Source organism: Kitasatospora sp. NPDC096128, assembly GCF_040303105.1.
Classification (GTDB): Bacteria; Actinomycetota; Actinomycetes; order Streptomycetales; family Streptomycetaceae; genus Kitasatospora.
Map to the genome: position 1 here is coordinate 44,700 of NZ_JBEOSP010000030.1, position 13,129 is coordinate 57,828.

Annotated in this window: 12 protein-coding genes; 5 read left to right on the forward strand and 7 right to left on the reverse strand. The window is 74.4% G+C overall.

Annotated features, from left to right (window positions below):
• Nucleotides 1–137: 137 nt before the first annotated feature.
• Nucleotides 138–1,910 carry a serine/threonine protein kinase gene (locus tag ABTY61_RS28700; RefSeq protein WP_350507998.1) on the forward strand — a complete coding sequence of 591 codons (1,773 nt, stop codon included), beginning with the start codon at nucleotides 138–140 and terminating at the stop codon, nucleotides 1,908–1,910.
• A gap of 126 nt (nucleotides 1,911–2,036) precedes the next feature.
• On the opposite strand, the gene ABTY61_RS28705 is transcribed toward ABTY61_RS28700, so the two are convergent.
• Entirely contained in the window at nucleotides 2,037–2,606 is a 570-nt protein-coding gene (locus ABTY61_RS28705) for a TetR/AcrR family transcriptional regulator (protein WP_350507999.1), read from the reverse strand.
• A gap of 102 nt (nucleotides 2,607–2,708) precedes the next feature.
• On the opposite strand from ABTY61_RS28705, the gene ABTY61_RS28710 reads away from it, so the two are divergent.
• Nucleotides 2,709–3,620, forward strand: a complete 912-nt coding sequence (locus ABTY61_RS28710) for an alpha/beta hydrolase family protein (RefSeq protein ID WP_350508000.1) — start codon at nucleotides 2,709–2,711, stop codon at nucleotides 3,618–3,620.
• A gap of 42 nt (nucleotides 3,621–3,662) precedes the next feature.
• Here ABTY61_RS28710 and ABTY61_RS28715 read toward each other — a convergent pair whose 3' ends face one another.
• The 4 genes from ABTY61_RS28715 to ABTY61_RS28730 form a co-directional block, all read right to left on the reverse strand.
• Nucleotides 3,663–4,697 (reverse strand): ABC transporter ATP-binding protein, encoded by a 1,035-nt coding sequence (locus tag ABTY61_RS28715; RefSeq protein WP_350508001.1) that lies wholly within the window; start codon nucleotides 4,695–4,697, stop codon nucleotides 3,663–3,665.
• Complete coding sequence (locus tag ABTY61_RS28720) at nucleotides 4,694–6,232, reverse strand: ABC transporter permease (protein ID WP_350508002.1); 1,539 nt, start codon at nucleotides 6,230–6,232, stop codon at nucleotides 4,694–4,696. Before ABTY61_RS28720 ends, ABTY61_RS28715 begins: the two co-directional genes overlap by 4 nt.
• The gene (locus ABTY61_RS28725; RefSeq protein WP_350508003.1) at nucleotides 6,229–7,287 is read right to left on the reverse strand and encodes an iron ABC transporter substrate-binding protein; all 1,059 of its coding nucleotides are present in this window, start codon (nucleotides 7,285–7,287) and stop codon (nucleotides 6,229–6,231) included. Before ABTY61_RS28725 ends, ABTY61_RS28720 begins: the two co-directional genes overlap by 4 nt.
• Nucleotides 7,288–7,703: 416 nt before the next feature.
• Nucleotides 7,704–9,947, reverse strand: a complete 2,244-nt coding sequence (locus ABTY61_RS28730; protein WP_350508004.1) for a heavy metal translocating P-type ATPase — start codon at nucleotides 9,945–9,947, stop codon at nucleotides 7,704–7,706.
• Between the two features lie 406 nt (nucleotides 9,948–10,353).
• Here ABTY61_RS28730 and ABTY61_RS28735 point away from each other — a divergent pair, with 406 nt between their 5' ends.
• From ABTY61_RS28735 to ABTY61_RS28745, 3 genes are all read left to right on the forward strand, one after another.
• A complete protein-coding gene (locus ABTY61_RS28735; protein ID WP_350508005.1) occupies nucleotides 10,354–11,265 on the forward strand; it encodes a DUF8832 domain-containing protein in 912 nt (303 codons plus the stop codon).
• Between the two features lie 50 nt (nucleotides 11,266–11,315).
• The gene (locus tag ABTY61_RS28740; RefSeq protein WP_350508006.1) at nucleotides 11,316–11,666 is read left to right on the forward strand and encodes a hypothetical protein; all 351 of its coding nucleotides are present in this window, start codon (nucleotides 11,316–11,318) and stop codon (nucleotides 11,664–11,666) included.
• 61 nt (nucleotides 11,667–11,727) lie between these two features.
• Nucleotides 11,728–12,393 carry a hypothetical protein gene (locus tag ABTY61_RS28745; RefSeq protein ID WP_350508007.1) on the forward strand — a complete coding sequence of 222 codons (666 nt, stop codon included), beginning with the start codon at nucleotides 11,728–11,730 and terminating at the stop codon, nucleotides 12,391–12,393.
• Nucleotides 12,394–12,507: 114 nt separating this feature from the next.
• Here the strand turns inward: ABTY61_RS28745 and ABTY61_RS28750 are convergent, their stop codons facing one another.
• Nucleotides 12,508–12,828, reverse strand: a complete 321-nt coding sequence (locus tag ABTY61_RS28750; RefSeq protein WP_350508008.1) for a hypothetical protein — start codon at nucleotides 12,826–12,828, stop codon at nucleotides 12,508–12,510.
• Nucleotides 12,821–13,117 (reverse strand): hypothetical protein, encoded by a 297-nt coding sequence (locus ABTY61_RS28755; protein ID WP_350508009.1) that lies wholly within the window; start codon nucleotides 13,115–13,117, stop codon nucleotides 12,821–12,823. The genes ABTY61_RS28750 and ABTY61_RS28755 overlap by 8 nt, the downstream gene beginning before the upstream one ends.
• Between the last annotated feature and the right edge of the window lie 12 nt (nucleotides 13,118–13,129).

Consider the following 13,129-nt stretch of genomic DNA (forward strand, 5'->3'; position numbering starts at 1 on the left):
GCGCCCATCAGAATAGGGCCTCCCCCGGGCGGACGAACAGGAACGAGCACTATCCTGGGCAGCGCGCAGGCTGTACGGCAGTCGCGCGTCCACAGCGGTGAGGAAGCGTCGGGGGTCGTGTGTCCGAGTCTCGTTGGGTGCCCGGGCTCCGCTTCGGGCCCGAGTTCGACCCCGAACAGTACGAACTGCTGGAGTTCCACCACCGGGGCGGCGAGGCCGAGGTGTGGCGGGCGGTGCGCACCGGGCACAACGGGATCAAGGAACTCGTCGCCGCGAAGATCATGCTGGAGCGCGACCCGTCCGAGGTGCGGCGCTGGCTCGGCCGCTGGGACGACGTCTCGCACAATGCCCACCGGCTCGGCGTCAACGACCTGGTGGTGCCCAGCTTCCTGCTCGGCCCCTCCCCGCACCGGCCCGGCGCGGTGCCCTCCGGCGGGCTGCTCGGCTACCAGATCTCGCCCTGGGTCGACGGCGTGCCGCTGCACACCTGGGCCCGCGGCAGACGCGCGCCGGCCGCGGTGGCCGAGGTACTGGCCCGGCTGTGCCGGATCGTCGACGAGCTGCACCGCAAGCGTTGGGTGCACCGCGACATCTCCCCCGCCAATGTGCTGGTGGACGGCCAGGGCCTGGTCAAACTGATCGATCTGACCTTCCTCGCCCCGCTCGACCACACCCTGACCGTCGCCGTGTTCACCCCCGGGCACGTGCCGCCGGAGGCCGAGCAGGTCGGCGGCTTCCCCACCACCGCCAAGGACCTCTTCGCGGTCGGCACCCTCGCCCGCACCCTGCTGCTGCCCGACCACGGGCGGCTCGACCACCGGCTCGCCGCCGAACAGGCCCGCGCCGAACTGCTCGCGGCCGGCTACGGCGAGGAACTGGCGCGCTGGGCCTGCGAACCGCTCGCCCGCGAGCCCGACCGCCGCCCCGCCCCGCTCGGGCCGTGGGCCGCCCGCGGCCGCGAACTCCTGCGCGCCCACCGCCCGGTGGCGCGCACCCAGGGCCTGGCCGTACTGCCCGACCGGGCCGGCCGGCCGCTGGTGGTCACCGCCGGCGCCGACGGCACCGCGCTGGCCGGTCCCGGGCGCACCGGCCAGCGGCTGCCCGCCGGCCAGGGGCCCGGCTCGGTACGGGAGTTGACGGCCGGCTGGGCCGGGCGCCAGGGCGAGCTGGCGGTCTGCGCCGAGGACCTCTCCGGCACCCTGTGGGTGGGCACCGCCACCGGCTGGTGGGAGGCCGCCCGCGGGGTCAGCGGGCTGGCCGGAGCCGTCGGCGCGGCCGGCGAACTGACCGTGTGGACCGCCGCCGCGGGCGCCCTGCGCTCCTACCGCTGGGCGCCCGGGCTCACCCTCACCGGCCAGGAGCACCCCGGCTGCCCCGCCGACCGGGTGCTCGCCGCCGAGGAGGAGCGGCCCGGCGCCTGGCTGGTCCTGGTCGAGCACCGCGAACGGGTGCTGTTCTGGCGGCCGGGCTCCGGCGAACCGCCCGTCCCGCTCGGCCCGCCCGGCACCCTGCGCGCCGGCGCGCTCGCCCGCGCCTCCGCCGGACCGCAGGCCGCCACCCTGCGGACGGACGGCTCCGCCCAGTTGCACACCCTCGGTCCGACGGCCGCCTCGGGCACCGAGATCGGCGACGGGGAGCCCTCGCTCGGCATCGCCATGGTCGGCCACCGCGGCGGGCCCACCGTCGCCCTGGCCGGCGCGGGCGGCGTCCGGCTGCGGCTGCCGCCCGGCGGGGCCTCCCGGCGGCCGCGCTGGTGGCGGCCGACCCTGCGCCCGGCCACCCGGGTCGCCCTCGCCATGGGGGACGACTGGCGGCTGTGCCTGGCGGCGGTGGTGGAGGGCGAGTTGCAGGTCTGGCAGGAGGACGCGGCCTACCGGTGGCAGGCGGTGGAGCTGCCCGAGGGGCCTTGAGGGCCGTCTCCGCCGGCTCGGCGGAACGAGGGGTGGAGCTGCTGGCGGACCGGCTCGCCGTGCCCTGACGCCCCGGGGGTGGGCGGCCGGCCTCCCGGCCGCCCACCCCCGCCCGGCTTCCGGCCGCTACCCCTCGCCCCGACATCCCGCGAGGAGGAGGGCGACCATGCGCCCGGCATCGGCCCGGCCGTAGTCGGGGCCGGTGATGCAGAGGTTCCCGATGGCCCGCATGAGCGGGTAGGCCGTGATGCCGGGACGGAGTTCGCCGGCAGCCGCGCAGGCCTCCAGCAGTGCCGTGCAGGCGGGGACCAGGGTGTCGAGCATGAGGGCGTGGAGGTTCTCCAGCCCCGGGTCGCCGGAGCCCAGCGCGGCGCCGAGGCCGTGCTTGGTCGCCAGGAACTCGACGAACGCCTCCGCCCAGCCGGTCAGGGCGGCGAACGGGGAGGCCGCTTCCGCCAGGAGCCGGGGCGCGAGCGCCGCACAGGTGTCGATCTGGTGCCGGTAGACGGCGGTGACGAGGTCCGCCCGGGTGGGGAAGTTCCGGTAGAGCGTGCCGACGCCGACGCCCGCCCGTTCGGCGATGTCCCGGACGGGGGCCTGGACCCCCTGCTCCACGAAGACCGCCGCCGCGGCCGCCAGCACGCCGTCGCGGGTGCGCCGGGCCTGCGCCTGGCGCACGCCGACCTGTTCCGGCACGGGCTTCTCCTTTACTCGCGGAACAATGTTCCGCTAAGTTGACGGAACGCTGCTCCGCCAAATTATGGCAGAGCCCTCCGCGAGCGAAAGCGTAGGTCCCCCATGCCCACTCGCCACCCCGGCCGGCCGATCGTCGCCGTCAAGCCCATCACCGTCCCCGCACCCGGCCGCGGCACCGCCCTCCAGGTGAAGGTCACCGCCCCGCTGTCCGGCCGGGCCCTGCCCGTGATCGTGTTCTCGCACGGCAACGCGTGGTCCCTCGACGGCTACGAGCCCCTCGTCGACCGGTGGGCCGCGGCCGGATTCGTCGTGGTGCAGCCCACCCACCCGGACTCCCGCCGCAACGGCATCGGGTGGGAGGACCCGCAATTCGCCACCATCTGGCGCGTGCGGATCGCCGACCTCCACGCCGTCCTCGACCACCTCGGCGACATCCTCCGCCAGGCCGGCGGCCTGGAGGCCCGCGCCGACCGCGAGCGCGTCGCGGCCGTCGGCCACTCCTGGGGCGCCCAGACCGTCGGCGCGGTCCTCGGCGCGCGCGTGCTCGACGCCGACGGCGTTCCCGGCGAGGACTTCTCCCACCCCACGGTCTCGGCCGGCGCGCTGCTCGCCGCGACCGGAACCGGCGACTCCCTCACCCCGTTCGCCGCCGAGCACCTGCCCTTCATGCGGCCGGACTACTCCACCATGACCACCCCCGCCCTGGTCGTCGCGGGCGGCAAGGACCAGTCGCAGCTCTCCACCCGGGGGCCGGAGTGGTTCACCGACGCCTACCACCTCAGCCCGTCCCCGAAGAGCCTGCTCACCGTCGCCGAGGGCGAGCACACCCTGGGCGGCATCGCCGGCGAGGCGGTCGCCGAGACCACCGACGAGGACCCCGCCCGGGTCGCCCTCGTCGCCGACGCCGTCTCCGGCTACCTCCTCGACGCCTTCGCGCTCGACCACGCCCCGTGGGCCGCGCTCAACAACACGGCTGCGGCCGGCGACGGTTCGTGGAGCCTCGCCGGCAAGTGACCCCGGCCGGAGCACGCCGCCGGCCGGGCCGGGAGTACGGGCTCAGTCCCCCGGCAGCAGGTGGACCGGGCCCACGGCGGCCAGGTAGGCCTCGCCGCCGACCGGCCAGGGGCGGTCGGCGGAGGCGATCAGGACCTCCGGCAGCCCGGCCGCCTCGGGCCGGAGTTCGACCCGGTGGTCATGGCCCCGGAAGTCGCTGCCGAGCACCTTGGCCGGCACGGCGCCCGCCACCGGCGAGGCGGTGAGCCGCAGTTGGCCGGGCCGGAGCAGGGCCAGCGCACCGGCCGACCCCGCCGCGGAGCCCGCCAGCGGGAGCGCGCCGAGGGCGGTCAGGGCCTCGACTCCCTTGGCCTCGGCGGGGATCAGGTTCGCCTCGCCCAGGACGGCCGCGACGGCGGCGTCCGCCGGGCGGTGGTAGAGCTCGTCCGGGCTGCCGGCCTGGGCGATCCGGCCGTCGCGCAGGACGGCGATGGTGTCGGCGAAGGAGAGCGCCTCGTCCTGGTCGTGGGTGACCAGCACCGCCGTGGTGCCCGACTGCCGCAGGGTGGCGGCGACTTCGCGGCGCAGTTCGGCCCGCAGCGCGGCGTCCAGGGCGGCGAACGGCTCGTCCAGCAGCAGCAGGCGCGGGCGGGGCGCCAACGCCCTTGCCAGCGCGACGCGTTGCTGCTGGCCGCCGGAGAGCTGGTGCGGGCGGCGCTCCCCCAGGCCGGGCAGGCCGACCAGGTCGAGCAGTTCCCCGACCCGGGCCCGGCGCTGCGAACGCGGCAGTCCGAAGCCGATGTTGGCGGCGACACTCAGGTGCGGGAACAGTGCGCCGTCCTGCGGGACGAGGCCGATGCCCCGCTGTTCGGCGGCGAGCCGGCCGCGGCCGTCGTCGAGGACGCGGCCGTGCAGCACGACCTGTCCGGCGGCGGCCGGGTGGAAGCCGGCCAGCACCCGCAGCAGGGTGGACTTGCCGCAGCCGGAGGGGCCGAGGACGCAGGCGAGGGCGCCGTCCGGCACGGTCAGGTCGATGCCGTGCAGGACGGGGCTGCGTCCATGGGCGGCGTGCAGGTCGACGACGGAGAGTCCGGTCACGGGGTGCTCCCTAGGCTACGGCGGGTCAGCAGCAGGACGGACGGCACCGACAGCGCGACCATCAGGGCCGCGTACGGCGCCGCAGCCCCGTAGGCGAGGCCGCTGGTGTAGACCCAGAACTGGGTGGCCAGCGTCTGGGTGCCGGTCGGGCGCAGCAGCAGGGTGGCGGTCAGTTCGGTGGAGGCGGTGAGGCCGACCATCGCGACGGCCGCGCCGAGGCCGGGCAGCACCAGCGGCAGGGTGACCCGGCCGAGGACGGCGAGCGGCCGGGTGCCGAGCGAGCGGGCGGCCTCCTCGACGCCGGGCGGCACCTGGGCGAGGGCGGCGCGGACGGCGGTGAGGGCCAGCGGGAAGAACAGCAGGACGTAGCCGAGGATCAGCATCGGCGGCTGCTGGTACAGCGGCCGGGCCCAACGGACGGCGAAGAAGACCACCGCGAGGGCGACCGCGATGCCGGGCAGCGCCCGGGTGAGGTAGGCGATCCGCTCGACCGCGCGGGCGGGCCGGGTGCCGCGCCGCCAGCCGTACAGGGCGACCGGGACGGCGGCGGCGGTCGCGACCAGGGCCGCGCCGAGCGCGTACCCGAGGGTGGCCAGGGTGGCGCCGAGCACGGAGGCCGAGGGCAGGGTGGTGGAGCTGCCCTTGACCAGCCAGTACGCCAGTGCGTACAGCGGCACCCCGAGCGAGACGCCGACCAGCGCGGCCAGGGCGGCGAGCGCGGGGGCGGCCCAGCCGCCGAGCCGCACGGGTACGGCGGGGCGGGCGACGGCGCCGTGCCGGGTGATCCGCGCCTGGCGGCCCGCCCAGGCCTCCAGGGCGACCAGCAGCAGGGCGAGGCCGACCAGCACCAGGGTGAGCAGCGAGGCGGAGGCCGCGTCGAAGCCGAGCTTGTACTGGGTGAACACGGCGGTGGCGAAGGTGGTGTAGCGCAGCATCGCGAAGGCGCCGTACTCGCCGAGCAGGTAGAGCGAGACCAGCAGGACGCCGCCGGCCAGCGCGGGCCGGGTGAGCGGCAGGGTGACCCGCAACAGGGTGGCGAGCCGGCCGCGGCCGAGCGAGCGGGAGACCTCCTCGGCGGCGGCGTCGCCCTGCCGCAGGGCGGCGGCGACCGGGAGGAACACCAGCGGGTAGAGCGAGCAGGTCATCACCAGGACCGCGCCCCAGTAGCCGTGGACGGAGCGGAACAGCGAGACCCAGGAGTAGCCGCGGACGAACTCCGGTACGGCGAGCGGCAGGGCGAGCGCGACGGTCCAGGCCCGGCGGCCGGGCAGGGTGGTGCGCTCGACCAGGTAGGCGGCGCCGAAGCCGAGGACGGCGGTGGCGAGGGTGACGGCGGCGGCCAGGCTGAGGGTGTGCCAGAGCAGGGTGGCGATCAGCGGGCGGCCGAGCAGCCGCCGGGTCTGGTCCCAACCGGCCTGGGCGGCCTGGGCGATGACGAAGCCGAGCGGTGCGGCGACCACCGCGACGACGGCGACGGCGACGGGGGCGAGCAGGCCGCCCGCCCGCCACCGCCGCCGGGCCAGGGGGGTCGTCACTGGAGCAGTCCGGCGTCCTGCAGCAGGGCCAGGGCCTGCTTGCCGTCGCCGAGCGCGGCCGGGTCGGCGACGGTGCCGAGGCCGTCCAGGGCGGGCAGCTCGGGCTTGCCCTGGACGCCGGCGACCAGCGGGTACTCGTAGCTGGCCGAGTTGGCGATGACGGTCTGGGCGGGGGCGGAGGCGAGGTAGCCGAGGAAGGCCTGGGCGGCGGCCTGGTGCTTGCCGTGCTTGAGGACGCCGGCGCCGGAGACGTCGATCAGCGAACCCGGGTCGCCCTTGGGGAAGTAGTGCAGGGTCGCGTGGGTCTCGGCCGCGCCCTTCTCGTCGCGCATCCGGTAGAAGTAGTAGTGGTCGATGACGCCGCCCTCGACCTCGCCGCTGTTGATCGCGGCGGAGAGGTTCTCGTTGCTGTCGTAGACCTTGGCGTTGTCCTTGAGGCCCTTGAGCCACTGCTTGGCCGCGTCCTCGCCCTTGGCCTTGAGGACCTGGGTGACGACCGGGGCGAAGTCGGTCTCGCTGGGGGCGATGCCCAGGCGGCCCTTCCACTCGGGCTTGGCCAGGTCGAGCACGGAGGCGGGCGGCGCGGTGTCGGCGGCCTTGCCGGTGCCGGCCAGGAAGGCAGAGGTACGGGCGGAGACGCCGACCCAGTCGCCGTTGCCGGAACTGTCGGCGGCCGGAACGGACTTGAGGGTGTCGGGGGCGACCTTGGCGAGCAGGCCCTTGTCGTCGAGGACGGTGAGGGCGGGCGGGTTCTCGGCGTAGAAGACGTCGGCCGGGGAGGCGTCGCCCTCCTGGAGGATCTGGTTGGCCAGTTCGGCCTCGTCGCCGGAGCGCAGTTCGACCTTGATGCCGGTGCGCTTGGTGAAGTCCTCGGTCAGGGCCTTGACGGTCTGCTCGTGCTGGCCGCTGTAGACGGTGATGGTCTGGCCGGCCAGGGCGGTGCCGGTGGCCTCGGGCGAGGCGCTGCCGCCGCCCGAGCTGCCGCAGGCGGTGAGCGCCAGGGCGCAGGCGGCGAGGAGGGACAGGCCGGCGAGGGGCCGAACGGTACCGGGCATGGCGAGGGTCCTCCGGAAGGGCAGGGAGCAGCCGCCGACACCCTCGGAAAACGAGGGGCGACGGCCCGACGGCACGAGAACCTAAGGCAGGAAAGGCTTGCCTAACAAGTGTCGGAGCGTCACATCTCGGTCCGGTCGCGACAGGGTAGGACTTCGGTGAGCGAAACCCCAAGAACCCGCAAAACCAGCGCCAAGCGCTGGTAGTGGCCGACCTCCGGAGGCGATCCGGACTCCGTGCGCGCCTCCTCACCTCCTCGCCTTCGTGACGCTGGGTAGCGACCCCCGAGGGTGCGGGAGCGGCCCAAGACGCGCCGGGGCCCCGGAACCGGTTGTCGGTTCCGGGGCCCCGGAGCCTGCGGGCGGCGGACTCAGCCACGGCCTCGGCCACGGCCTCAGCCACGGCCTCGGCTACGGCCTCAGCGGAAGCGGCGCAGCCGGAGGCTGTTGCCGACCACGAAGACCGAGGAGAAGGCCATCGCCGCCCCCGCGATCATCGGGTTGAGCAGGCCCGCGGCCGCCAGCGGCAGGGCGGCGACGTTGTAGCCGAAGGCCCAGAACAGGTTGCTCTTGATGGTGCCGAGGGTCTTGCGGCTGAGCCGGATGGCGTCCGCCGCGGCCAGCAGGTCGCCGCGGACCAGGGTCAGGTCGCCCGCCTCGATCGCGGCGTCCGTCCCGGTGCCCATCGCCAGGCCGAGGTCGGCCTGGGCGAGCGCGGCCGCGTCGTTGACGCCGTCGCCGACCATCGCCACGACCCGGCCCTCGGCCTGCAGCCGCTTGACGGTGTCGACCTTGTCCTGCGGCATGACCTCGGCGATCACGTGCTCCGCCGCGATGCCGACCTCGGCGGCCACCGCCTCGGCGACCAGCCGGTTGTCACCGGTCAGCAGCACCGGGGTCAGGCCCAGGGCCCGCAGCTCGGCGATGGCCTCGGCGCTGGTCGGCTTGACCGCGTCCGCCACCTCCAGGACGGCCCGAGCCGCACCGTCCCAGCCGACCGCGATCGCAGTACGGCCGGCCGCCTCGGCCGCGCGCTTGGCCTCGGCGAGGGCCTCCGGCAGGTGCTGCGACCACTCGTCGAGCAGCGCCTCCCGGCCTGCCACCACCGCGTGACCGTCCACCACGCCCTGGACGCCCAGGCCGGGCACGTTCTCGAAGCCCTGGACCGGCGGCAGCCCGCCGAGGCGGTCGGCGGCCGCGGTGGCGACCGCCCGGGCGATCGGGTGCTCGGAGGCGTGCTCCAGGGCGCCGGCCAGGCGCAGCACCTCGGCCTCGGTGACGCCCTCGGCGGTGTGCACGGCGAGCAGGGCCATCCGGCCGGTGGTGACGGTACCGGTCTTGTCCAGGACGATGGTGTCGACCTTGCGGGTGGACTCCAGCATCTCCGGGCCCTTGATGAGTATGCCGAGCTGGGCGCCGCGGCCGGTGCCGACCAGCAGGGCGGTCGGGGTGGCCAGGCCGAGGGCACACGGGCAGGCGATGATCAGCACGGCGACGGCGGCGGTGAAGGCGGCCGTCCAGCCCTCACCGGTGCCCAGCCAGTAGCCGAGGGTGGCCACCGCGAGAGTGATCACGATCGGCACGAAGACCGCGGAGATCCGGTCGGCGAGCCGCTGGGCGGCGGCCTTGCCGTTCTGGGCGTCCTCGACCAGCTTGGCCATCCGGGAGAGCTGGGTGTCGGCGCCGACCCTGGTCGCCTCGACGACCAGCCGGCCGCCCGCGTTGACCGTCGCACCGGTGACGCCGTCCCCGGCCCCGACCTCCACCGGGACGGACTCGCCGGTCAGCATCGAGGCGTCCACCGCGGAGGCGCCCTCGACCACCGTGCCGTCGGTGGCGATCTTCTCGCCGGGCCGCACCACGAAGCGGTCCCCCACCACGAGTTCGGCGACCGGGATCCGCACCTCGGCTCCGCCGCGCAGCACCGTCACATCCTTGGCGCCCAGTTCCAGCAGCGCCTTGAGCGCGGCACCGGCGGTGCGCTTGGAGCGGGCCTCGAAGTAGCGCCCGGCCAGGATGAAGGCGGTGACGCCGGCCGCCGCCTCCAGGTAGATGTTGGAGGCGCCGTCGCTGCGGGCGATGGTGAACTCGAAGCCGTGCCGCATGCCCGGCATCCCGGCGTCACCGAAGAACAGCGCCCACAGCGACCACAGGAACGCGGCGCCGGTGCCGAGCGAGACCAGGGTGTCCATCGTCGCGGCGCCGTGCCGGGCGTTGGTCCAGGCCGCCCGGTGGAACGGCCAGGCGGCGTAGGTGACGACCGGGGCGGCGAGCGTCAGCGAGAGCCACTGCCAGTTGTCGAACTGCAGGGCCGGCACCATCGCCATCGCGATCACCGGGACGGCGAGCGTGAGGGCTGTGACCAGGCGCTGGCGCAGCGGGGCCAACCCGTCGGCGGGCTCGGCCGGTTCGGCGCCGCCCTCGGTCACCGGGGGCTTGGGCAGGGCGGCGGTGTAGCCGGTGGCCTCGACGGTGGCGATCAGGTCGGCCACCCCGACCTCGCCCTCGAAGGTGACCTTCGCCTTCTCGGTGGCGTAGTTGACGCTGGCCGAGACGCCGTCCATCCGGTTGAGCTTCTTCTCGATCCGGGCGGCGCACGAGGCGCACGTCATTCCGCCGATCGAGAGTTCCACCTCCGTGGAGGCGGGTGCCTGCGTGGTCATCGTTGCTCCTCGTGAGAGTTGTTCCACCTGGTCCGCCCGGCGGGCTCAATACCCTGGAGGGGTATCGAGCCGCGCCGGGTTCATTTATACCCCCAGGGGGTAGCCGGAGCAAGCCCCGACCAATACCCCCAGTGGGTATTCTCCAGGCGGCGACCACCGCTTGACGTGATACCCCCACGGGGTATTCACTCATGGCACTCACCCCCCCCGCCGGAAGCCACATCCAGGTCGCGGCCGTCACCAAGGCCCTCCAGTCCGTGGCCCTGCATCTGCTCGACGGCCACCTCGCCCCGAGGCCGACGCCAAGGTCGCCGAGGCCTCCCAGACCATCGCCCGGCTCATGCGGGCCTGAACCCCCTCCGCCCCTCCGCCCTTCCCCTCCCCCCGAACGTCCAAGGAGACCGCCGTGAACACCGCCCTTCGCATCACCACCTTCACCGCCGGCCTCGCCGCCGCCTTCGGCCTCGCCCTCGGCGTCGGCCACGCGACCGGCACCGGCCCCGCCGCGCCCGAGCCAGCCGCCGCCCACGCCGGGCACACCGGGCACGACGCCGGACACGACTCAGGGGGCGAGCCGGCCGCCGCCGACCACCTCCCCGGCGGGCTCCAGGTCTCCGAGCGCGGCTACACCCTCAGCGTCGAGCACCCCTTCGTCACCGCCGGCTCCCCCACCGACCTGCGCTTCCGCATCCTCGACGCGGACGGCAGGCCCGTCACCGCCTACCAGCAGCAGCACGACAAGGAACTCCACCTGATCGTCGCCCCGCGCGACCTCTCCACCTTCCAGCACCTGCACCCCACCCTGGCCGCCGACGGCACCTGGAGCGCCCCCACCGCCGTCCCCGCCGCCGGCGAGTACCGGGTCCTCGCCGACTTCACCCCGGCCGGCGCGAGCGAGGGCCTCACCCTCGGCGCCGACCTCCACGCCGCCGGCGACCTGCGCCCCACCCCGCTGCCCGACACCGGACGGACCGTCACCGCCGACGGCTACACCGTCACCCTCGGCGGCGACCTCACCCCCGGCCGCAGCAGCCACCTCACCCTGACCGTCAGCAAGGACGGCTCCCCCGTCACCGACCTCCAGCCCTACCTCGGCACCTACGGCCACCTGGTCGCCCTGCGCGCCGGCGACCTCGCCTACCTCCATGTCCACCCGGACACCACCACCCCGGGCCCCGGGATCGGCTTCACCACCACCGCCCCCAGCAGCGGCAGCTACCGCCTCTTCCTCGACTTCCAGCACCAGGGCACCGTCCGCACCGCCGCCTTCACCGCCACCACGGACGCCGAGGCACCCGCCGCCGACCACCAGCACTGAACACCCCGGCCCGTCACCGCGCCCGAAACCCACCGGTAGGCTCCGCAGCCATGCACAGCAGCCTCACCGACCTCGCCCGCTGCCTCTGGGGCGACGAGTACGGACCGACACCCCCGTGCGACGCGACGTGGCAGCACGAGGAGTCCTACTTCACCGAGCTGCTGACCTTCGCCGACCCGGACGAGATCCTCACCATGCTGCGGACCCTCTGCCCCCACCTGGTCGACGGCTACCTCCCGGTCCGCACCCGCAACCTCGCCTACCGCCTGCTCCTCCTCCAACGCCCCGACGACCCGGCCCTGATCCGCGAGGCAGCAAGCAGCCTCTACTCCCACGGCCCGGACTGGGACCACATCGCGGAAGAGCTGACCCGCCGCGCCGACGCCCTCGAAGCAGGATGACCGCACACGCAGGTCAGTCCGCAGCCTCGGGCTGGCCGATGCCCGCATAGCGATCCAAACGATGCGATCGGCCACCATCACCGGTCTCGGCCTGGACTTCCCCCACGCCGTCCAGGCTGTGAGCATCCTGCGACACCGCACCGACCTCAAGGCTGGCACTGTGAGCCGCCAGACCGTCTATGCGATCAGCGACTTGATCTCGCAAGAAGCCTCACCCCAGCGCCTGGGCCGGCTCGCCAGGTCACAGTGGACCATCGAGAACCGGCTGCACTTCGTCCGCGACACCGCCTTCGGCGAGGACGCCTCGAAGATCCGCACCGGCCACGAACCCGAGGACATGACGACCCTGCGCAACCTGGCGATTACCGCAACATCGCGGCCGGTCTCCGCCACGTCTCCTACGAGCCCTTCACCAGGCCGCTGGACCTCCTGGGCATCGCCTGGCCAGCCGCTCTACCTGATCACCGGGACCTTGAAACACCCTGAGGAGCAGGGCTCGGGTAAGCAGTGCTTACCCCACAACTTGCTGCGCCAGCAGCAAGGTTCTGGTCAGCGTGATCACCGGCTATTCCCTGATCCTGGGGTCGGTCGTCGCTCAACGCTCGGCGCGTGTCCGTGGACCATGCCGCGTCCGGGGGCCGGGCGAGGAGGGGAGAGATCGGCCGATGGTGGGGAGACGGGAGCTTCGCTCCTCGCCGGAGGCGACGCCAGCCATCGCCCTCGATGAGCCCTGCGGCGGGGGATGTCGAGGTGTCGGCCTCCCTGGTCGGCCCCGTGCCCGCGATCCGGCCGTAGGACGGTCGCAGGCGACAACTTGCTGCACGACGCGGCAAGGAGCTGGTTAGTAGAGCTGGACGCGGGTGATGACGCAGTGGGGTTCGGGGGCGTCGGCGACGATGACGTACTCGGCGACGCCGAGGGAGCCGCCGGACCCGAGCGGCATCCGTCGCTGCTGGGGCCAACGCTCGGAGGCCGTGCTGCCGGGGACCAGGCCGCAGGTGGTGTTGATCCTCACGGTGGCGGAGACGATGGCGCTGAAGACGTCGCCGGTCACGGCAGGGTCCAACAGCAGAGCCTCGACCTCCGGGGACAGGTAGCAGGGCCACCCCTCGTCCGCCACCCCGTCCTCGCCTTCGTCGTACGGCACCCCGGAGTCACTCAACGGGCAGCCCTGCCGCGCGCCGGGCCTCGACCGCGTCGGCCACGCTTCGCAGGGACAGCGTGCCAGCGAGGGCGGCAGCGGTGAGCTGGTCGCCGCGCGCCTGGTCGGCGTCGAGCACCGCCTCGCACCACCAGTGCCGCAACACCGCCTCCGCCTCCTGCGGCGCCGCCGCCAGCAGCTCGCGGTAGAACTCCATCCGCCGCGCCCCGGACAACGCCGCCGCGATCCCCTCAGCGTTGCGCGGCACCCGATCGCCCGCGCCTTCCATGTGGACCGACTGCACCGACATGGCCACCTCCCT